Here is a 19,139-nt window from a genome sequence, read left to right as displayed (position 1 = left end):
CGCCCTAGCAGGAACGGGACTCTCAATCATATGACTCTAGGTATGAGATTGTATGTACTTCACAACTTCACCCACGGTCGTAATCGTCTCTGCATCTTCATCAGAGATTTCCATATCGAATTCATCTTCCAATTCCATAACCAATTCTACTACATCAAGAGAATCAGCACCTAAATCATCTTTGAAAGACGCTTCTAATGTTACCTCAGCTTCATCGGCACCTAAGCGGTCGATGACAATGCGTTTTACACGCTCTAATACATCGGACATCCGGTTCACCTCCTCTTTTGGTATTATACGAGATATGAGTTCAAAATACCATAGAGCGTCAAAAACGCTTTCTTTATCCCTCACATTTCAGCATTAAAACAGTGTAATTTCTCCTTGACGGAGAGTTACATATACATCCCGCCATCCACGTGTAGTGTCTGGCCGGTCATATACGCAGCGCCTTCAGAGGCCAGGAAGACTACAGCCATAGCAATCTCTTCAGGGCGCCCCAGACGAGCAAGTGGAATGCCCTTCTCAAGCTCACTGCGCACTTCCTCAGAGAGCTCACGCGTCATATCTGTATCAATGAAGCCAGGAGCGATACAGTTCACCGTGATCCCCCGTGAGGAAAGCTCACGAGCCGATGCCTTCGTTAAACCGATGACACCTGCCTTAGCTGCGGAGTAATTAGCTTGTCCAGGATTTCCTGTTACACCTACTACGGAAGAAATATTGATAATTCGCCCGTAGCGTTGCTTCATCATAGGGCGTGTAGCTGCCTTTAGGCAGTTAAACACCCCTTTTAGATTCGTTTCGATCACTTGATCGAACTCTTCTTCTTTCATGCGCATAATCAGGTTGTCTCTGGTAATGCCGGCATTATTGACAACAATGTCAATACGTCCCCAGGTATTCAGAACCTCTTTGACAAGGTTCTCGGCCTGTTCACTATTGCCGACATCGCCACGAAGGGCAATACCCTCCGAGCCAAGCTCGACAATCCGAGCTACGGTCTCTTGTGCGGCTGCTTCACTCCCCGCATAGTTCACGGCCACCTTCACGCCATGTTCCGCGAGAGCAAGTGCAATACTGCGGCCGATGCCGCGAGAGCCACCAGTTACAAGGGCCGTTTGACCCCGCAATGCTGAGAACATCATTTATTCCCCCTTCGATCATATTGCTATTGATAAACAATGTTTGAACGTATCTTACAAGACAGCTTGCACACTTTCTAGCGTGTTAATGTTGATTACTTTGACCGTTTTGTCTATTTTGCGGATCAGACCTGCCAGAACACTGCCAGAACCAATTTCCACAAAAGTATCCACACCATCAGCAATCAGCCATTCAATACTGTCTTGCCAGAGCACAGGGGAGTACACCTGGCGGACAAGCAGTTCACGGATTTCTTCAGGATCCGTTACAGGTGCTGCGGTAACATTGACAATAACAGGTACAGCCGGAGCATTAAAAGTAACACTCTTCAGCTCGTCTGCCAAGCGGTCTGCCGCAGCCTTCATCATCGAAGAGTGAAAAGGTCCACTTACTTCCAGCGGAATAGCCCGCTTTCCGCCTGCTTCCTTAACACGCTGCACAACACCGTTAACCCCGGCTTGTGAACCAGAAACAACAATCTGTCCCGGGCAGTTCACATTCGCCAGTTCTACCACGCCGCTCTCCTCGGATACGCTCCGGCATAATTCTGCCAGAGCATCCCGCTCCGCACCAAGCACTGCAGCCATAGCTCCCTGTCCACCTGGAACAGCTTCCTCCATAAAACGACCGCGTAAACGCACGAGTCTTACAGCATCTTCATAGGACAATACGCCTGCCGCAACCAGTGCGCTGTATTCTCCTAGGCTATGACCAGCTACATAATCCGGCTTCATCCCTTGATCACGTAATGCTTCCAGATAAGCCACACTTGCTGTTAGCAGAGCTGGTTGCGTATTTACGGTCTGTTTCAAATCACTGTCAGGTCCTTCAAAAATCAGCTGGCTCAGTGAAAATCCGAGCACCTCATCACCTTTTTCGAATACCGCGCGGCTGTGCGGAAGAGCTTCATATACATCTCTACCCATTCCAACTGCCTGTGCACCCTGACCGGGAAAGACAAATGCGATTTTACTCATAAGTAAGAACTCCTTCCTCTATTACCAGATCAATACGGACGCGCCCCAAGTCAAGCCACCGCCGAATCCAACCATCAGAACCGTGTCGCCTTCCTTCATGCGTCCTTCTTCCGCCGCTTCAACTAGAGCTAGAGGAATAGAAGCTGCTGATGTATTAGCATATTTATCAACATTGATTACACATTTCTCCGGTGGCAGGTCAAGCCGCTGCATAGCGGATTGAATGATACGAATATTCGCTTGATGCGGCACGAACAAATCAATATCTTCTTTACCTAATCCGGCTTTAGTTAGCACACGTTCTGTAGCTGAGCCCATAACACGAACGGCAAACTTAAACACTTCACGGCCATTCATATAAATGAAATGTTTCTTGTCTTCAACTGTCTGCTGAGATGCAGGCAAGCGCGAGCCCCCAGCTTCCAGCTTAAGCAAGTTTCCTCCAGAACCTTCAGCACCCAGATCGAAGGATTGGAAACCGCGTCCCTCTGGAACCTCACCGATGATTACTGCTCCTGCACCATCGCCAAACAGTACACAGGTGTTACGATCCGTATAATCAGTGATGCGGGATAAAGTGTCCGCACCAATTATGAGTGCATTATTGTACATTCCGTTCTGAATAAAGCCAACCGCAGTAGCTAGGCTGTATACAAAACCAGAGCAGGCTGCTGACAAGTCAAATGCCGCAGCACCTTTAGCTCCAAGTTTATCCTGCAAAATGCAGGCTGTGGAAGGAAAGGAGCTATCAGGGGTTACCGTTGCAATAATAATAAGATCCAGATCTTCAGCTTTCATGCCTGCAGAATCCAAAGCTTTAAGTGCAGCTTCATAGGCTAAATCAGAAGTTGCCTCATGTGGTGCAGCGATATGTCTTTCACGGATCCCTGTCCGACTGACGATCCATTCATCGTTAGTCTCCACTATTTTTTCTAGATCACTGTTTGTTAAAATTTTCTCAGGTACATATTTACCCGTACCGATAATCCCAACCGGCCGCAACTGTTTCATTTCGTCACTCACTTCCCGCTAATTTCCTTGGATATACTTGGCACAAGATCGGCTTGCAGAGCAATCCGCGCTTGTCTTACCGCATTTTTAACCGCATTTCCGTCTGAAGATCCGTGCCCCTTAACTACCAATCCGCTAAGACCAAGCAGCGGTGCACCACCATGCTCTTTGTAATCCATCTTGCCCTTCAGGGCTCTAAGCTCCGGCATCAGCATAGCCGCTCCAAGCTTAGTTTTCAGAGAACGACTGAATTGCTCCTTCAGCAAAGAGAACAATGCACCTGCTGTACCCTCAAGCGACTTCAATAGGATATTACCAGCAAATCCATCGCAGACAAGCACATCGCAGTTTCCTGTCAGTACGTCGCGTGCCTCAACATTACCGATAAAATGAATGCCTGGCAAGTTCTCCAGCAGTGGATAGGCTTCTTTGGTCAGCTCGTTGCCTTTCCCAGGCTCCGTTCCTACATTTAGAAGTCCAACCCGCGGCTTAGCAATACCGTGCACTTTATTCCGATAAATGCTGCCCATCAGCGCATATTGCACCAGATGTTCAGGTTTCGCATCCATGTTAGCACCAAGGTCAAGCGCAAGCACGCCAACATCATCAAGTGTCGGAATCATAGGTGCCAGCGCAGGACGTTCAATCCCCTGCATACGGCCCACTACGAGTAACCCTGTAGTCATAAGCGCCCCTGTGTTACCTGACGAAATCATAGCATCTGCTTCGCCCTCACGCACCATACGTCCAGCTACAACCATGGATGAATCTTTTTTGCGGCGAACCGCCTTAACCGGCTCTTCATCAGAACCAATAACATCTCCTGCATGCCGCACACTCAGGTTGGACGGCTTGTCCTTCAGCAGCGGCTCTAGTCTGGCTTCGTCACCTACGAGCACAATCTGCGTATCTTTCCATTCCGCGGCCGCGGACAACGCCCCCTCGACATTACATTCAGGAGCGTTGTCCCCGCCCATGGCATCAATGGCGATCAGCACTACGGTTACCCCCTTCACTATACTCTTCATTAGCGGAACGATACACTATAAAGTGGCCTTGAAATACCAATTCTTCTCCGACATAGGTGAATACGTCCACCTCTGCTTTGCCGCCTCTGCCTGCAAGTGACCGCACTTGAGCTTTAGCAATGCACTTCTCACCAAGCAGAACCATACGAACAAAGCGTATGTCGGCTGAAGCAGTCAAGGCAATTTCATCGTTAATCACAGCAACCGCAAGCGAGTTGGCTTGAGCAAACACGTAGTGGCCACGGGCGATCCCATTTCTGGAAAAGACATGATCCTCACGAATTTCAAAGATCGAAATCCCGCTCTTATCGAGCTGTAAATCCACAATATCTCCGATCACTTCATCCGCAGGCAAAGAGCGCACCTGATCATAGGAATGCTCTGCCATTTGTTTCATTCTTTCACGCAGTTCTGGTATTCCCAGCTCCATCCGGTCTAACCGAATCGTCTGAATGCTCACCTTCAGCTGACGAGTCAACTCCCGATCAGTCACAAAAGGATTGCCTGCAATTATATGTAGCAGCTGTTGCTGACGTTCTTTCTTGGACATCCGCTCGATAGCGGCTCACCTCCTGGCACATGCCAAGCGTAAACGCCTTCGGCGTCCTAATAAGGACGGTAAGCGTTTAAGCGAGAAATATAAGACATAAAGTATAGGTGCATAACTTATACTTCCTTATATTTTAAAGAAAGCATCCGGCCTCTTGAATGGCCGCTGTTATATTAGGTCAAACAATCATAAATATTATTTAGAACCAGGTACTAATATGTAGTATAAAGCATGCCGCACCAAAAATAAAGCATTGACTTCTGAGCGGAACATAAAGTACAGGTGCAAACCCTATCTTTATTATATTTAAGCAAAAAAATAGTACCTCACCGAAGTGAAGTACTACTTATTCTGAAACTATTGTTTGATGATTTCTCTTGCTTTGTAAGTTCCGCAAACTTTGCATACGTGGTGAGCTAGTTTCAACTCTCCGCATTGTTCACATTTCACCATGCCCGGCACAACCAACTTAAAGTGGGTGCGACGTTTGTCACGGCGTGTTTTAGACGTTCTACGTTGTGGTACTGCCATGTGTTCCACCTCCTCGTGATATTTCTGTCAGCCTGCTCCTCAGAGCAGGATGTGTTTTGTTGTAATGTTTCATTTGAAAAAGTCTTTCAACCCAGCGAGTCGAGGATCGATCACTGTGTTGTCGCAACTGCAGGTGCCTTCGTTCAAGTTCTGTCCGCATTTCTGACAAAGACCAAGACAGTCTGCCTTGCACAATACCGAATCCGGTAAGTGCAGTACGAAATTTTCTTCCACATACGGGATAAGATCCACAACCTCATCCTTGACGTAAATGAGATCCTCATCTTCGTCATCATCTGGAAGAACTGGCTGCTTAAGCCACTTGAAAGTCTCAGCAAAAGGAATGTTCAAATCACTTTTGACCTCCGTGAGACAACGTGAACATAACATGTCCACATCTCCACTCAGTTTCCCCACCACGTTCACACAATCGGTTCCCGCGGGCAGCGCTTTAAGGTCTACTGAGAGCGGAGCAACAGTTAGAATATCCTTGCGCCCTTTGACTACCTCGCTGACATCCACAACATCGTGAATATGTAACGGTTCGTCGGCATTCGCTAATTTGCGAAAGTGAATCTGCATACTTATCACTCCCAAACAAACAAAATTTATTATACCTAGTATTCTATACCTTTGTCAACCATTTTCCCTTTATATTGTTTCAGAAAATGCGGTGAATTATGATATAACTATTAGTGTAAATCAAAAGATCAGCTTGTGCTAACAGTATCTCTAGAAATCCACCCTACTAAACTCAATAAATATACCTTACTTATCGGAGGGAAGCCACAGTGACAACGGTTGGAATCATCGCAGAATACAATCCTTTACATAACGGACACGTGCATCACTTCACAGAAGCCAAAAGACTCTCCGGCGCAGAGCGCACCATCGTCGTCATGAGTGGTCCCTTTACCCAGCGCGGCGAGCCGGCGGCGGTTAGCAAGCAGGCCCGGACAAAGATGGCGCTGCATATGGGCGCCGACCTCGTCATTGAGCTGCCGGTGGCCTATGCCGTCCAGCCAGCCGAGTGGTTCGCGTTCGGAGCAGTTGCACTGCTGGAAGCGACCGGGGTCGTGGACAGCTTGTGCTTCGGCTCCGAAGCCGGCACTTTGGGCTCGCTGCTCCCGCTGGCCAGATATCTGGCTGAGGAAAGTAGCGAGCTTCAGAGCGAGATCCGCCGCCGCATGGCGCTCGGAGCAAGCTTTCCCGCCGCCTACAGCGCAGCGGCGGCGGTGGCCTTTGAAGGGACTCTCCCGGAAACGGAGAGTCCCGGAGATGCAGGCGAGCTGCTGCGCCAGCCGAATAACAGCCTTGGCCTGCATTATCTTATCGCCTTGCAGCGGCTGCACAGCAAGATAATGCCACTAACCGTTCCGCGCACAGCAGCAGGCTTCCATGACCCATTACAAGTCGACTCTTCTATTGCAAGTGCGACGGCCATCCGCAAGCTGCTGCAAGAAGGCGGATCTCCTGCTGCTTATATGCCGGATTATAGCGTGTCCATTTTGGAAAGAGAGCATGCAGCCGGAAGGGGCCCTCTGAGCTTGGAGAGCTTCAGTATCCCGCTTCGCCATCTGCTGACCACCCATACTGCTGCCGAGTTACAAACGATCCATGATATGAATGAAGGCTTGGAGAACCGAATACTGCGGCTTTTGCCTGAGTTGGAGCAATTCTCTGTTTCAGGCCTGCTTCACGCCCTTAAGAGCAAGCGCTACACGCATACACGGTTACAGCGTCTGCTGCTACATGTTCTGTTAAATCATTCTAAAAAAGAAATGACCCCTTCCATACTAGCAGAGGGGCCCGGATATATCCGCATTCTTGGTTTTAGAGAAAGTGGACGAGCACTGCTTAAAGAGATGAAACAAAAAGCTACGTTGCCCATCGTCATGCGCCCGTCCCTTTGTTCCCATCCGCAGCTTGAGCGAGATCTTCAAGCCGCTTCCGCTTTCACGGGAGCTTTTAAGGAACCCCGCAGACTGGATATGTACCGCGATTATTTGGAACCTCCGGTCATGGTTTGACCGGCAGTTCCTCCATATACTTCAGCGCCTCATCCAGCGTAGATACAGGCACCAGCTTCATAGATGTGCCGATTTTATCAGCTTTTGCTTTGGCTTCGTCATAATTCTTAACAGGCACGAAAAAAATCTCCGCCCCTTCTCGATCCGCAGCCACGATCTTGTGTTTCACTCCACCGATAGCACCTACCACACCCTCAGCGTTAATCGTACCCGTCCCTGCAACCCTATGGCCTTTAGTTAAATCACCAGAAGTAAGGCGATTGTAAATTTCCATAGTGAACATTAGCCCTGCCGAAGGTCCGCCAACATTTGTATCTACAAAACTGACAGCTTTCCCTGCTTCTTTTGGTTTTACTTTTTGAACGGCGGCAATAGTGACTCCAAAACCAGGCCGAACGGCCGCGCCCTCTTTATCCTTTATTTCCACCAGCGTCACTTGTTCTTTTACTTCCTTGCCATTTCTTTGCAAAACAACAGCCACTTGATCTCCGATTTTTTTAGAGGAGAGCAGTTTAGACAGTGCTTCAGGATCGGGCACTTTTTGTCCTTCTACGCTAATGATTTTATCACCCGGCAGAAATTGTCCTTTATTACTTTCTACAGGAACCGAAAAGACGTAGAGATAATCCACTACATCCTCATATGGAATTCCCGCTGCATGATAAGCGGCCTGAACAGAATAAGACTGTGAGCTATTCATGTAAAAAACCTGCTCCGCAGCATATTCGTCTTCTGACTTATCCCCTAGCCGGGTTTCTTTTCGCACAACCTCTGAATTGGAATTAAAAGCAGAGGCGACCAATAAGGCCACATTAGCATAACTAGCAGACACCGTAGTCATCATAAACGTTCCTTCTTCAGCCGGATCGGCATTCTCCACCTTAATCATAGGGGCAACTTCAGATGCACTGCCTGGCTGATATACGATGTACGGGGTGTTCATAAAGACAAATACATACACGATAACTACAAACGTAAACAGATAAGCTGTGGCGCGGAAACCCGGCCGATGCTTCAGTTGCTTCACTGCTCTTCCCTTCTTTCCCGCGGCACATTTAGGATATGAATGATTGAACTTCATTACCGCTTCGACTAGTGGTTTGGCATGATGGTTGTCTACTCTGCATAAATTGATAACACATCGTCCATGCCTTAAGTTATGAAGAGGTGATCTGAGAAATGAAAAATATTCAAATACGCCGACTAGCTACACGCTCCACACCATTTATACCCGGGATTATGGCAATCCTGATAGCCATTGCAATTATTATCTCACCGGAGAGCTCCTTTGAGGCTTCACTCCAAGGATTGAAGCTTTGGTGGACACTCGTATTCCCTGCCCTGCTCCCCTTCCTGATGCTGTCAGAGATGCTTACCGCTTCGGGTTTCGTGCATGGTTTTGGAGTGCTTCTGGAGCCATTGATGAAAAAGGTCTTTCGTCTGCCCGGTGCCAGCGGCTGGACCTTGGCACTCGGAATCACAGCCGGATTCCCCGGTGGAGCTGGAGGGGTCATGCAGCTACACAAGCAGAACAGCATCTCTGACAAGGAAGCCGCTCGACTTGCAGCACTTACACACTTCGCCAGCCCGGTAACCATGCTTATAGTAATTGGCATAGCTTTTCTACACAGTAATTCAGCAGGTTATTTCCTGCTGGCCATCCATTGGATCTCTGGACTTCTAGCCAGCTATACCGATGCTCTGTTAAAGGGACGGTCAGCGAACACGAAACCAGTTGATAAGATTTCTGCGGACACCAAACGTCCTTCTTTATATAGTCGTGTTCAGCTTGCAGCAACAGATGCCAGAGCAAAAGACGGTCGCAGCTTCGGCAAGCTTCTCGGTGAGTCCGTAGCTAATGCCGTGCAAAGTCTGATGGTCGTGGGCGGTTACATGATTATGTTCGCTGTAGTCATCAATATCATCACTACTGTACTTCCCGCATTGCCAGCTGCTCTGCCAGCAAGCCTACTGGAAATTCATTTAGGCGCCGACGCAATCAGCAAAGGGCTGGAAAGCATTGGAACAGGTCCCTCTAGTATGCTCGGGATAGCTTTGCTGTCTGCTGCACTGGGCTGGAGCGGACTATGTGCGCAACTACAGGTGCTGACCATGCTCAAACAAGCCAGAGTCAGATTTATACCCTACGCTACGGTTCGTCTGATGCATGGACTTTATGCTTTTCTGTTAACTTTATTGCTCTGGAAACCATTGCTGGCTATCCGTAAAGCTGCTTTACCAGCACTTGCAGACTCACGCCCGACTCCAACCGGCACCATGAATGTTACGGACATATGGAGCTCTTTTCCACAGCTGCTAAGTCTGCAAGCACTTCTGCTCATCATACTGTTGGGATTATCTGCTGGAACTTATCTGGTAAGTACTATTCGCCATCGACTCGGTTAAATTTACGCTTCATCGCTTGTTCAACCTCAGGCGTCACAAAATCAGTCACATTCCCGCCGAAATGGGCGATCTCTTTAACAACACTGGAACTTAAGTAGGAATATTTCGGATTAGTCATCATAAAAATCGTTTCAGCATCGGGATCCAGGCTATGGTTGATCGATGCGTTTTGCAGCTCATATTCAAAGTCAGTAACGGTACGGATACCCCGAACTATGACCTGAGCATCTTTTTGACGAACATAATTCACTAACAGATCACGGAAGCTGTCAATTTCCACATTGGGAATATCAGCGGTTGCCTGTCTTAATAGCTCTGTCCGTTCATCTACAGTAAACAGCGGGTTTTTACTCAAATTATTAAGCACCGTTACAATCAAACGGTCGAATTGCTTGGATGCGCGCCGAATAATATCCATATGTCCCATAGTCACGGGATCAAAGGTACCTGGATAAATGGCAACACGTTCTTTTCTAATTTGCTGACTCATTCTCTACCTCCTCACCAGCTTCACTTTCCTCTGTAGGATTAGCTTCATACTGGTAAATAGAAATTGTCGTTTCTCCGTATACGGCCTGACGCAGCCTATAAAATCCTGGAATATCTTCAGGATAGGCATAACTTGATTCATGCTCCAGAACAATAATCGCGTCCTCTTGCAGCATTCCTTTTTCGACCATCATAAGCATAAGTTCATCCCCGTGCTTCAAGCGATAGGGAGGGTCCAAAAAGACCAAATCAAAAACTTTTCCCCGCTTCTCCAGCGCACCTAGCGCCCTTCCAGCTTCATTACGGTACACCTGCGCTTGTTCTTCCAGCTTGGTAGCCTTCAGATTGGCGCGGATCGTGTCGATACTTTTAGGATCCATATCAACAAATACACCGCTTTCCATCCCTCTGCTTAAGGCTTCGATCCCCAAACCGCCAGTACCGGCGAACAAATCCAGCACCGCTCCACCTTCGAAATATGGGCCTACCATGCTAAATACAGCTTCCTTCACCTTATCGGTCGTAGGCCTTGTCCCACTTCCCGGAACACTCTTCAGTGGCCTTCCTTTTGCACTTCCCGATACCACTCTCACTGTTATTCACCCGCTCTATATCTCTGTTTGTTATGCCCAAAAGGGCATAAGTCCACGCCTATCGTAACACATTTGCGCGATGAAATAAAAAATTTGTCTAGATATGAAATAAGAAGGCGAAACAGCTTATTCAGAGAAATAAGTCATCTTAATGTATAAGATTGGACTTCCAGGGACATCATGTAATTATCGACACCACAAATGTCGTAGACAACCGCGGAGCAGGCTTACGTTTCCCCATAAGCTCTTCGTCCGGTTTCTCCTCTCCCATGAAAGGGGCCCTAGAGATAGGGCCCCGAATTTATGTTTAACGGTTTTATAAACACAAAAAGACTACCCTTTCGGCAGCCTTTTCAGCAGCAACTATTTCACAAATCTTCCGATAAACTCAGAAACTACGCTCTCATACTTAACCGGATCCATGCGGAAAGCTTCTCCGTGACCCGCATTAGGAACGATGTAAAGCTCCTTCTCGACCGGACTATTCTCATATACCGTATGAACCATTTCCGTAGGAACAAAAGTATCATTATCGCCATGAATAAACAGGGTTGGCGTTTTAGATTTCTTCACCTGTTCTAAGGCTGAGGCTTCACCAAAGGAATAACCTGCCCGAATCTTTGTTAGCATACTGGTCGTATCTACAATTGGAAAGGCGGGGAGATGGTACATTCTTTTTAATTGAAAGGTAAGCTCGTCCTTCACTGAGGTATAACCGCAATCTTCCACAATTGCTTTAACATTAGCTGGTAAATCCTCTCCGCTTGTCATCATAACGGTAGCTCCCCCCATGGAAACACCGTGCAGGATGATCTGTGTATCCTCACCATTTGCTTTTAGGGCACTCTGAATCCACTTCAGGTAATCCTTACGTTCAGGCCATCCAAATCCGATATAGTCACCGCCACTTTCACCATGTCCTCTGGCATCCGGCAGCAAAATATTATATCCAAGTCTCTCATAATACATTCTGGCATATCCACTCATTTGAGTTGCATTTCCAGCATACCCATGAGCAACAATAACTGTCTTATCGGAATGTTCAGGGGCAGCTAAATAGTACGCTTTAAGCTGTATTCCGTCATCAGAATCTATCTCCCATCTATCAAAGCTCTGGGTATCCCACCACTCTTGGTCTGCCTTCGAGGTATCTTTAGATTGTTCTACCTCTGGACTGGACTGCAGGTCAGGGCTTTCATTTAAGAAATCCTTTGAAGCACGTGCAATAGCAACATGATAGAAATAAAAACTTCCCACAGTCACAACAATGATTAAAAGTACAATAACAGAAGAAATTCCGATCATCATTTTTTTCTTCAAACTAGCTCTCTCCTAAATAAAATTTAACAGTATTAATCTATGTTATCAGACTAAGATACCATGTATATTTGAATATTCAAAATCACAGTATTGTAAACTCATGTTATTCACTACGTGATTAGTATTCTTTTAATTCATTAATTTATATAGCTTTAATGGACACAACATTTACAAAAAAAAGCCCCAAGTCGGCAAAATGCCAACATGGAGCCCTGCTATTTTAGAAATTTAGAACATACATGCACTTGTAATAATTACTAATAAGATGAACAATACTAAGATTGCGCCTGTAGAAGTAAAAGCGCCACCAACCTGACCATATTCAGCACCCATGAGAAGACCTCCTCCGTATTTAGAATACAATATATAATATGTATTTATCCCCCTAGAAGATTGGGCGTACGGTTAAAAAAAAAGACCTCCACTGGGCTACCAGCGAGGTTATGAGCTCAACATCTAATCAGAAACTAAAATACCATCAAAGCTTTCCGGACCCACACGTACTGTACCGAGAAGATTAGAAGATACAAATGCTGTATAAGTGAGCTGAGGTGTAATGGCTGGTAAGAAATCCGCTGCTGAAAAGGTTATTACTTGCGGAGCCAGAAGACTAAGAGAAAAAGTAGAAGTAGCAGAATACACTTTTGGATCAGTAGCCAAGGTTCCTCTTACAATCGTAATTGTGATACCTACTAAAGCTAACGGAAGCGTTACAGATATCGTTCCTTTAAGAAGAACGCGTGGATTGGTAGTCACTCCAGCCGTTAACAACCCAATCTGTCCAAAGAGCTGCGGCGTGTTAAGTACCGTAATAGGAATAGATATAGAGTTGGCGAGGCTGGCATTTTGAGATGTTCTTGCATCAAGGTAAGTTCCCATCGTTGCACCCCCTTTATATATTGGCATACCATAATATATTAGTGTTCTCGATAGAATGCATAGCCACATTACCAGTGTAAAACGATTGTTTTATAAAACTCATAGGCAAAATCTATTTATCATCTTTTTTCGTCCCATCCCTTTTATTAAACGCCAGTTCAAACAACCCGGTCGCTGATAGTCCCGCAAGCCCCCCCGCCCAGAGTCGCAGAATCAGATTCATATCAGTGAACGGATAGGCAACTGCTCCAACCAGCAAGCCAATACCCAACCCCACAACTGGCACAATGTTCCGCGGAAGTTCAATGCTATTCTTCACAAGTTGTACTAGTGCCATTACAAAAACAGCTAGGACTGAAGCAAAGGCAAGCACACTGTTGAGAGCATCGTTATACATGTTTTTTAATCCTCCTTATTTCATTTTTTACTTTCTGTTACAAGTAAACCTGCACGGTTCAGAACCGTTAATATGCGATAGAAATCGTAACTGCCACCCGATGGAGTATCGAGAAGTCCTGCCGCAGTCGCTGTTTTCACAGCCGCCTCAGCCCATGCAGGGACATTCATGACTGCTCGATTTTCAATTAATGCCACCCGATCTGTAAGCTTAGTAATCGACTGCCCCTGTTCTTGCACACCTGTTTTCAGCGTATCCCTGCTAGCTGTAAGAACTGCAATAAGGGCATGCAGTTCCTTTACTTCCGATTCTAGACTAACAAGCTTTTGCTTATCCTCTGCGGACATCTCATCATCTCCTCCCATGGATTTGTCGTCATATTGATACAGATTATAGGTATTCATAATTTGAATCAGCTTAGCTGCATAGTTCGGATCAGTAGCGTAGCCAGCTGCGGCAATCTCTTGTGCGGCCGCCTTGCCACTCGCACCGAGAACCTTGCTGTAAAGGTTGCGATTCCATGAGACTCCATTCACAATCAATTCGGAGTGATCCGCGATAGATTCTCCCCAGTTGTTGTAGGCTCGAAAAGGGGCATTAACTTTAACAGCTTTACCGTTAATATATTCAGTAGTTTGTACAGTAATGCTGCCAGCAGGTCCACTTCCTTTGATCCCAAACAAATTATTCGCTTTCACAGTCAATCCACTGCTGCCCCAGCCTGACTCCAGAGCCGCTTGAGCAATGGTTAACGAAGCGGGAACCTTAGTGAGCTGCATGTCCTTTACAGCAAAATTTGCAATCTTCGCTATAAACTCGCCTTCTGTCATCTCATCACATCCTCTCCATTTATTAAATGCGAGGCATCATAAAATGACTGTGCTTATCCCCTACTAACATTGTGTTTTTACTAGATTCGTATCCGCTATAGGACTCAGCTGACCTTATACGCAGCATTAGCTCACATTTGGAATGTTAACGGACTCCATAGCCGCAATTGGCACCAAAATCACTCAATATCATGCTCTTCATATGGAATAGTGTCACTGGGGTCCGAAACCATGCTCAAATGGTTAAATACATGCTAATAACGTCATCCGGGTCCTTAAGCTTAAGCAGACTGAATATGACTCGGCGGTGTAAAAGCAGCCAAACAACGCTCCTTTATCTTTTCATGACATCGACATCTGCTATCCACTGTGATCAAGCACTTTTCCCGTGTTTAGCTAATTTCCGATCTCACTAATCCCTGTAAATGTATCAGTTGCTCTCTCACCTTCACAACTTCCCCTACTATAATAAGAGCAGGATTTTTAATCTTTGTGGCCACTGCCAGCTTATCGATATTCTCCAGCGTGCCTGTCACTGTTCGTTGGCAAGCAAATGTACCATTCTCAATCAACGCAATCGGTGTTTGGGCATCTTTTCCGTGTATTAAGAGTTGTTCACGAATATGGCTTAATTGACTAACTCCCATATAAATAACAAGAGTATCTACACTATGCGCTAACCGGTTCCATTGTATAGGAGCAACATGCTCAGGGCAGCGACTACCCGTGACGACGGCAAAAGACGCTGCAATACCACGATGTGTCAGGGGAATTCCAGCGGAAGCGGCTACACCGATTGCGGAAGTTATACCCGGAATGACTTCATAAGGAATACCAGCTTGCACGACAGCCAGTGCTTCTTCCCCGCCTCTGCCGAATACGAAGGGGTCTCCACCCTTGAGTCGGACCACTCTATGGCCTTCGCTAGCATATTGAATGAGCAGCCCGTTAATTTTCTCCTGTGACATTGAATGCTGGCCTGGAGATTTACCACAATAGATTACTACTACTCCGGCTTTGGCATAGTTAAGCAATTCTTCATTTACCAAGCGATCATATAAAATAACGTCTGCTTCTTGGATTCGCCGCATTGCTTTTATCGTTATAAGTTCTGGATCTCCCGGTCCCGCTCCAACTATAGCTACGCATCCCGGCTTCATATCGTTTTCTCCAACACAACCTGTTCCAGCACAACAGAATCTCCGCGACCCGTCGATACATCAGACGCAGGAGTTAAGCGACTGCCCTTGAAACTTTTTTGAGAGAGATAGAATAGAATTCCAGTAAACAGAACACCTCCAATAAAATTTCCAAGGAGAACAGGAATGCCGTTCCATAACCACCAGTCACCAAAGCTAACACTCGCTCCCAGCATCATCCCTGCAGGGATCACGAACATATTTACGACGGTGTGCTCAAACCCCTGTCCAAAAAAAGTTAGGATTGGCAGCCACATGGCAATGATTTTACCGGAGGTAGAGCTCGAAGTCATAGCCATAACAGCCCCTAAGGTAACCATCCAGTTACAGAGCATGGCTTTAATAATAACTAACAGCATTCCGTCTCCACCCATATTTTTATAGGCAATGGTCTTGGCCTCACTTGTATTAATGAGGGTTTGAATCATTGGATGACTCATATCTGTGCCCATTTTTGTAATCGTAAGGCCATAAAGAACAGCGTATACCGCACAACCGAGCAGATGTCCGAATATAACCCATAAATAGTTGTTCAACATCCGCTTCGTTGTTGTCTTCTTTTCCAGAACCGCCAGAGGGATCAGCGCAAAACTGCCTGTCACTAGCTCTAGACCAAGTAGAATAATCATTACGAACCCTACCGGAAAAATAATAGCTCCTACCATAGGAATCCCGGTCTGCGCCGCAGCTGTAAATGCAAGTGTAGTAGCACAAGCCAGAATCGCTCCACCCAAACTGCCTCTCACCAATAACTGCAGGATAGATAACTCTGCTTTGTTCTTGCCGCTTTCAATCATAGCGTTCAGCACTTCACGTGGTTTGATATAATCCATGATTAATCCCCCTTCAACGGTCTTTTCTTTAAATGGTTACATAGATCGAACCACTATTAGGATCAATTTCTACATCAAATGTAACAACACAGCCTTTATCTGGCTCCATAGCAACTCCACTATGCAGGTCAATCTTCCAGTCGTGCAGAGGACAGTGAACCTTCGTACCACATACCATCCCTTCGGATAATGCGCCACCTTTATGAGGACATTTATTCTCTACCGCAAGAACCTCACCATCTGAAAGTCGAAATAACGCGATCTCCATGTCATTGACCCTAAAAGTTCGTGAACCCCTTGTATCAATATCAGTTACTTTACCAACGAGCATTTTGGTTATAGTCATCATTAGCCCCCCTTTAAACACTCTCTATTTGTGCAATAGCTTCGAAATTCTTACGTAGTTCTGGCTCATTCACAATTTGTTTCCAAGGATCAGTAGTGAGCCCCAGCACTGTCTCAATTCGTTCTTTGAGCGCCAAGCGCTCCTCCTGACTTTCAAGAGCTTTCTTTATATTGTCTACCCCTACTCGTTCGACCCAGTGTGCAGTTCTCTCATTCCAGCAGGCCTGCTCACGGTAATATTGTAAGAACGCACTTGCCCATTCAACTACCTCTTCTTCAGTCTTCACCACACATAGAAGATCCGTGGCCCGCACATGTACCCCTCCATTCCCACCAATATGCAGTTCCCATCCACCATCTATCGCCACAACACCAAAATCTTTAATCGTCGCTTCCGCACAATTACGAGGGCATCCGGAAACTGCAAGTTTCACTTTACCCGGCGTATTCAGGCGTTCGAATTGTTTTTCCAGTGTAATCCCCATACTGATCGCATCCTGAGTGCCAAATCGGCAGAAGGTAGACCCCACACAGGTCTTCACTGTACGTAACGTTTTGCCATAAGCATGCCCGGAAGGCATATCAAGCTCCTCCCACATCTTAGGCAAGTCTTCCTTCTTAACGCCAAGCAAATCTAGTCTTTGTCCTCCAGTAAACTTCACCATAGGAACAGCAAATTTCTCGGCAACCTCTGCAATCTTCTTCAATTCTGCAGGTGAAGTTACCCCCCCATAGATTCGCGGAACCACAGAGTAAGTCCCGTCCTTCTGAATGTTGGCGTGATATCGCTCGTTTGTATAACGAGACTCTTTCTCGTCTATATATTCCTCAGGCCACAACATGCCCAGATAATAGTTCAGCGACGGGCGGCATTTCGCACAACCTTCCTCCTGACTCCACTCCAGAACATTCATCACTTCTTTAACTGTCATTAGCTTCATTCTTTTTATCTCAGAAACAATTTCATCACGGTTCAGCGTTGTACAGCCACATATTCCTTCTTTAACTACGGTGACCGCATCACCTGCATAGAGTTGCAATAACCCTTCTACAAGTGGTTTACAGCCCCCACAGGAAGCGGATGCTTTGGTGCACGCCTTAATTTGCCCTACACTGGTACAGCCTCCAGACTCAATCGCTTCAGCAATAGTCCCCTTCGAAACACCATTACATCCACAAATGATTTCATCTTCCGGCATAACTTCCAACCGATTCCCTTGCGTCGATGAGAACACATCCGCTGAGATTCCTAATAACAGTTCCTTTTCTCTTCCACTAATATTTTCTTTATTCTTAATTATCGAGAACAAGTGAGCACCGTCGCTGGTATCACCAAATAGTACTGCCCCGATTAACATGTCATCTTGTATAACTAGCTTTTTGTAGACTCCTTCTATTTCATCCTGATATCGCAGCGCCCTGGATCCGCCCGGCTCGGTGAATTGTCCTGCTGAGAATACATCAACACCAGATACTTTCAGCTTGGTAGAAGTTACAGAACCCATGTATCCTTCAACCTTAACTCCAGCCAGCCTTTTTGCTAATACGGCACCTTGTTCATATAAAGGAGCTACCAGACCATAAGCGATTCCTCGGTGCTCGGCACATTCCCCCAGAGCAAAGATACCGGGGATATTCGTCTCCATATAATCATTTACGATAATTCCGCGGTTGATCTGCACACCACTTTTCTTTGCCAATTCAACATTTGGTTTAATCCCAACTGCCATGACAATAAGATCCGCATCGGCTGTGCTACCATCTGTGAATAGTAAACCTCTTACTCTCTTCTTACCTAAAATCGCCTCGGACTGCTTATGGAGCAGAAATCTCATTCCTTGCGCTTCCAGCTCTCTTCTGAGCATTACTGATGCAGCTTCGTCCAGCTGGCGCTCCATAATATAATCGTGGATATGCACTACAGTGACTTCCATTCCCAGATGTAACAGACCTCTAGCCGCTTCCAGCCCTAGCAGGCCTGCACCGATGACAATCGCCTTTTTATAAGATCCTGCAGTCTCCTGCATGATCTGGCAATCCTTAATATCACGAAAAGCAATGACCCCTTCTTTATCCGCACCCGGTATAGGCAACATAAAGGGATTCGATCCTGTAGCTAGGATTAACTCATCGTATTCGGCAGTGATCCCCTTATCGGAATATACCTTTCGACTCTCACTGTCTATTGAAGTCACCGTATGTCCCATATACAACTTAATACCTTGGCTGTGATACCACTCCAGATCATTGATGATGATCTCACTCATATTCGCTCCACCAGCAAGAACGGAAGATAACATGATCCGGTTATAGTTAGGATAAGGTTCCGAACCAAAGATGGTAATCTCATACCCCTCAGGATTTAATTTGAGCAAATGTTCAATCGTACGAACCCCCGCCATTCCATTGCCGACTAACACCAGTTTCTTGCGCGCAGCTATCATCTATATCTCTCCTCTCCGTTTGGAAAACCCAAAAAGCCCGCTCCACTCCACACGGAAACTTACATTCCCATTGCGATAAGTGAAAGCAGGCACCATTGCCGCTTCAGTCGAATACACCGTTGTATTCGTGA

The 19,139-nt window shown here is 46.4% G+C and carries 22 protein-coding genes; 2 read left to right on the top strand and 20 right to left on the bottom strand.

Annotation, left to right across the window (positions count from 1 at the left end; all coding sequences use genetic code 11):
• Positions 1 to 36: 36 nt before the first annotated feature.
• The 8 genes from MKZ16_RS14440 to MKZ16_RS14405 all read right to left on the bottom strand — a co-directional run bounded on the left by MKZ16_RS14440 (position 37) and on the right by MKZ16_RS14405 (position 5,825).
• Complete coding sequence (locus MKZ16_RS14440) at positions 37 to 270, bottom strand: acyl carrier protein (protein WP_036686493.1); 234 nt, start codon at positions 268 to 270, stop codon at positions 37 to 39.
• 125 nt (positions 271 to 395) lie between these two features.
• Complete coding sequence (fabG, locus tag MKZ16_RS14435) at positions 396 to 1,145, bottom strand: 3-oxoacyl-[acyl-carrier-protein] reductase (protein ID WP_036686492.1); 750 nt, start codon at positions 1,143 to 1,145, stop codon at positions 396 to 398.
• A 54-nt stretch (positions 1,146 to 1,199) separates the two neighbouring features.
• A complete protein-coding gene (fabD, locus tag MKZ16_RS14430) occupies positions 1,200 to 2,123 on the bottom strand; it encodes an ACP S-malonyltransferase (RefSeq protein ID WP_036686490.1) in 924 nt (307 codons plus the stop codon).
• A 21-nt stretch (positions 2,124 to 2,144) separates the two neighbouring features.
• Complete coding sequence (locus tag MKZ16_RS14425; RefSeq protein WP_139329841.1) at positions 2,145 to 3,134, bottom strand: beta-ketoacyl-ACP synthase III; 990 nt, start codon at positions 3,132 to 3,134, stop codon at positions 2,145 to 2,147.
• Positions 3,135 to 3,142: 8 nt separating this feature from the next.
• Positions 3,143 to 4,132, bottom strand: a complete 990-nt coding sequence (plsX, locus tag MKZ16_RS14420) for a phosphate acyltransferase PlsX (protein WP_038570599.1) — start codon at positions 4,130 to 4,132, stop codon at positions 3,143 to 3,145.
• A complete protein-coding gene (gene fapR, locus MKZ16_RS14415; RefSeq protein ID WP_036686484.1) occupies positions 4,116 to 4,712 on the bottom strand; it encodes a transcription factor FapR in 597 nt (198 codons plus the stop codon). Before fapR ends, plsX begins: the two co-directional genes overlap by 17 nt.
• Positions 4,713 to 5,069: 357 nt before the next feature.
• Positions 5,070 to 5,243, bottom strand: a complete 174-nt coding sequence (gene rpmF, locus MKZ16_RS14410) for a 50S ribosomal protein L32 (RefSeq protein ID WP_019911234.1) — start codon at positions 5,241 to 5,243, stop codon at positions 5,070 to 5,072.
• Between the two features lie 69 nt (positions 5,244 to 5,312).
• Complete coding sequence (locus MKZ16_RS14405) at positions 5,313 to 5,825, bottom strand: DUF177 domain-containing protein (RefSeq protein ID WP_036686482.1); 513 nt, start codon at positions 5,823 to 5,825, stop codon at positions 5,313 to 5,315.
• A 209-nt stretch (positions 5,826 to 6,034) separates the two neighbouring features.
• Here MKZ16_RS14405 and MKZ16_RS14400 point away from each other — a divergent pair, with 209 nt between their 5' ends.
• Entirely contained in the window at positions 6,035 to 7,273 is a 1,239-nt protein-coding gene (locus MKZ16_RS14400) for a nucleotidyltransferase (RefSeq protein ID WP_076104265.1), read from the top strand.
• Here MKZ16_RS14400 and MKZ16_RS14395 read toward each other — a convergent pair.
• A complete protein-coding gene (locus MKZ16_RS14395) occupies positions 7,263 to 8,300 on the bottom strand; it encodes a SepM family pheromone-processing serine protease (RefSeq protein WP_076101778.1) in 1,038 nt (345 codons plus the stop codon). The two genes, MKZ16_RS14400 and MKZ16_RS14395, sit on opposite strands and share 11 nt — an antisense overlap.
• Positions 8,301 to 8,452: 152 nt before the next feature.
• On the opposite strand from MKZ16_RS14395, the gene MKZ16_RS14390 reads away from it, so the two are divergent.
• The gene (locus MKZ16_RS14390) at positions 8,453 to 9,679 is read left to right on the top strand and encodes a nucleoside recognition domain-containing protein (protein ID WP_076104266.1); all 1,227 of its coding nucleotides are present in this window, start codon (positions 8,453 to 8,455) and stop codon (positions 9,677 to 9,679) included.
• Here the strand turns inward: MKZ16_RS14390 and coaD are convergent.
• The 11 genes from coaD to nirB all read right to left on the bottom strand — a co-directional run bounded on the left by coaD (position 9,657) and on the right by nirB (position 19,005).
• Complete coding sequence (coaD, locus tag MKZ16_RS14385; RefSeq protein ID WP_036686476.1) at positions 9,657 to 10,169, bottom strand: pantetheine-phosphate adenylyltransferase; 513 nt, start codon at positions 10,167 to 10,169, stop codon at positions 9,657 to 9,659. The two genes, MKZ16_RS14390 and coaD, sit on opposite strands and share 23 nt — an antisense overlap.
• Entirely contained in the window at positions 10,153 to 10,761 is a 609-nt protein-coding gene (rsmD, locus tag MKZ16_RS14380; protein WP_036686473.1) for a 16S rRNA (guanine(966)-N(2))-methyltransferase RsmD, read from the bottom strand. Before rsmD ends, coaD begins: the two co-directional genes overlap by 17 nt.
• A 363-nt stretch (positions 10,762 to 11,124) precedes the next feature.
• Positions 11,125 to 12,081 carry an alpha/beta hydrolase gene (locus MKZ16_RS14375; RefSeq protein ID WP_036686471.1) on the bottom strand — a complete coding sequence of 319 codons (957 nt, stop codon included), beginning with the start codon at positions 12,079 to 12,081 and terminating at the stop codon, positions 11,125 to 11,127.
• Between the two features lie 228 nt (positions 12,082 to 12,309).
• Positions 12,310 to 12,414 (bottom strand): sporulation protein YjcZ, encoded by a 105-nt coding sequence (locus tag MKZ16_RS14370; protein WP_080742482.1) that lies wholly within the window; start codon positions 12,412 to 12,414, stop codon positions 12,310 to 12,312.
• 123 nt (positions 12,415 to 12,537) lie between these two features.
• Entirely contained in the window at positions 12,538 to 12,960 is a 423-nt protein-coding gene (locus MKZ16_RS14365) for a hypothetical protein (RefSeq protein ID WP_036686469.1), read from the bottom strand.
• A gap of 112 nt (positions 12,961 to 13,072) precedes the next feature.
• Entirely contained in the window at positions 13,073 to 13,357 is a 285-nt protein-coding gene (locus MKZ16_RS14360; RefSeq protein ID WP_036686468.1) for a holin, read from the bottom strand.
• 20 nt (positions 13,358 to 13,377) lie between these two features.
• On the bottom strand, positions 13,378 to 14,187 hold the full coding sequence (locus MKZ16_RS14355; protein WP_076104267.1) for a glycoside hydrolase family 73 protein: 810 nt from the start codon (positions 14,185 to 14,187) through the stop codon (positions 13,378 to 13,380).
• A gap of 392 nt (positions 14,188 to 14,579) precedes the next feature.
• Positions 14,580 to 15,347, bottom strand: coding sequence for a uroporphyrinogen-III C-methyltransferase (cobA, locus tag MKZ16_RS14350; RefSeq protein WP_036686464.1), 768 nt, complete (start codon positions 15,345 to 15,347; stop codon positions 14,580 to 14,582).
• Positions 15,344 to 16,219, bottom strand: coding sequence for a formate/nitrite transporter family protein (locus tag MKZ16_RS14345; RefSeq protein WP_036686462.1), 876 nt, complete (start codon positions 16,217 to 16,219; stop codon positions 15,344 to 15,346). Before MKZ16_RS14345 ends, cobA begins: the two co-directional genes overlap by 4 nt.
• A gap of 28 nt (positions 16,220 to 16,247) precedes the next feature.
• The gene (gene nirD / locus MKZ16_RS14340) at positions 16,248 to 16,565 is read right to left on the bottom strand and encodes a nitrite reductase small subunit NirD (protein ID WP_170914222.1); all 318 of its coding nucleotides are present in this window, start codon (positions 16,563 to 16,565) and stop codon (positions 16,248 to 16,250) included.
• 13 nt (positions 16,566 to 16,578) lie between these two features.
• Complete coding sequence (nirB, locus tag MKZ16_RS14335; protein WP_143759010.1) at positions 16,579 to 19,005, bottom strand: nitrite reductase large subunit NirB; 2,427 nt, start codon at positions 19,003 to 19,005, stop codon at positions 16,579 to 16,581.
• Between the last annotated feature and the right edge of the window lie 134 nt (positions 19,006 to 19,139).

The organism is Paenibacillus sp. FSL R5-0928 (genome assembly GCF_037970385.1).
GTDB classification, from domain to species: domain Bacteria; phylum Bacillota; class Bacilli; order Paenibacillales; family Paenibacillaceae; genus Paenibacillus_AQ; species Paenibacillus_AQ odorifer.
Note: the sequence above shows the minus strand (reverse complement) of the source record. Positions and strands in the feature narration are given on the sequence as shown.

What these genes read in the sequence shown, in the direction of transcription:
- cobA (WP_036686464.1), bottom strand. Translation starts at nt 15,347, where the DNA reads ATGAAGCCGGGATGCGTAGCTATAGTTGGAGCGGGACCGGGAGATCCA.
- MKZ16_RS14440 (WP_036686493.1), bottom strand. Translation starts at nt 270, where the DNA reads ATGTCCGATGTATTAGAGCGTGTAAAACGCATTGTCATCGACCGCTTA.
- rpmF (WP_019911234.1), bottom strand. Translation starts at nt 5,243, where the DNA reads ATGGCAGTACCACAACGTAGAACGTCTAAAACACGCCGTGACAAACGT.
- MKZ16_RS14365 (WP_036686469.1), bottom strand. Translation starts at nt 12,960, where the DNA reads ATGGGAACTTACCTTGATGCAAGAACATCTCAAAATGCCAGCCTCGCC.
- MKZ16_RS14355 (WP_076104267.1), bottom strand. Translation starts at nt 14,187, where the DNA reads ATGACAGAAGGCGAGTTTATAGCGAAGATTGCAAATTTTGCTGTAAAG.
- MKZ16_RS14370 (WP_080742482.1), bottom strand. Translation starts at nt 12,414, where the DNA reads ATGGGTGCTGAATATGGTCAGGTTGGTGGCGCTTTTACTTCTACAGGC.
- MKZ16_RS14345 (WP_036686462.1), bottom strand. Translation starts at nt 16,219, where the DNA reads ATGGATTATATCAAACCACGTGAAGTGCTGAACGCTATGATTGAAAGC.
- MKZ16_RS14425 (WP_139329841.1), bottom strand. Translation starts at nt 3,134, where the DNA reads ATGAAACAGTTGCGGCCGGTTGGGATTATCGGTACGGGTAAATATGTA.
- MKZ16_RS14390 (WP_076104266.1), top strand. Translation starts at nt 8,453, where the DNA reads ATGAAAAATATTCAAATACGCCGACTAGCTACACGCTCCACACCATTT.
- coaD (WP_036686476.1), bottom strand. Translation starts at nt 10,169, where the DNA reads ATGAGTCAGCAAATTAGAAAAGAACGTGTTGCCATTTATCCAGGTACC.
- MKZ16_RS14405 (WP_036686482.1), bottom strand. Translation starts at nt 5,825, where the DNA reads ATGCAGATTCACTTTCGCAAATTAGCGAATGCCGACGAACCGTTACAT.
- fabD (WP_036686490.1), bottom strand. Translation starts at nt 2,123, where the DNA reads ATGAGTAAAATCGCATTTGTCTTTCCCGGTCAGGGTGCACAGGCAGTT.
- MKZ16_RS14360 (WP_036686468.1), bottom strand. Translation starts at nt 13,357, where the DNA reads ATGTATAACGATGCTCTCAACAGTGTGCTTGCCTTTGCTTCAGTCCTA.
- nirD (WP_170914222.1), bottom strand. Translation starts at nt 16,565, where the DNA reads ATGACTATAACCAAAATGCTCGTTGGTAAAGTAACTGATATTGATACA.
- fapR (WP_036686484.1), bottom strand. Translation starts at nt 4,712, where the DNA reads ATGTCCAAGAAAGAACGTCAGCAACAGCTGCTACATATAATTGCAGGC.
- fabG (WP_036686492.1), bottom strand. Translation starts at nt 1,145, where the DNA reads ATGTTCTCAGCATTGCGGGGTCAAACGGCCCTTGTAACTGGTGGCTCT.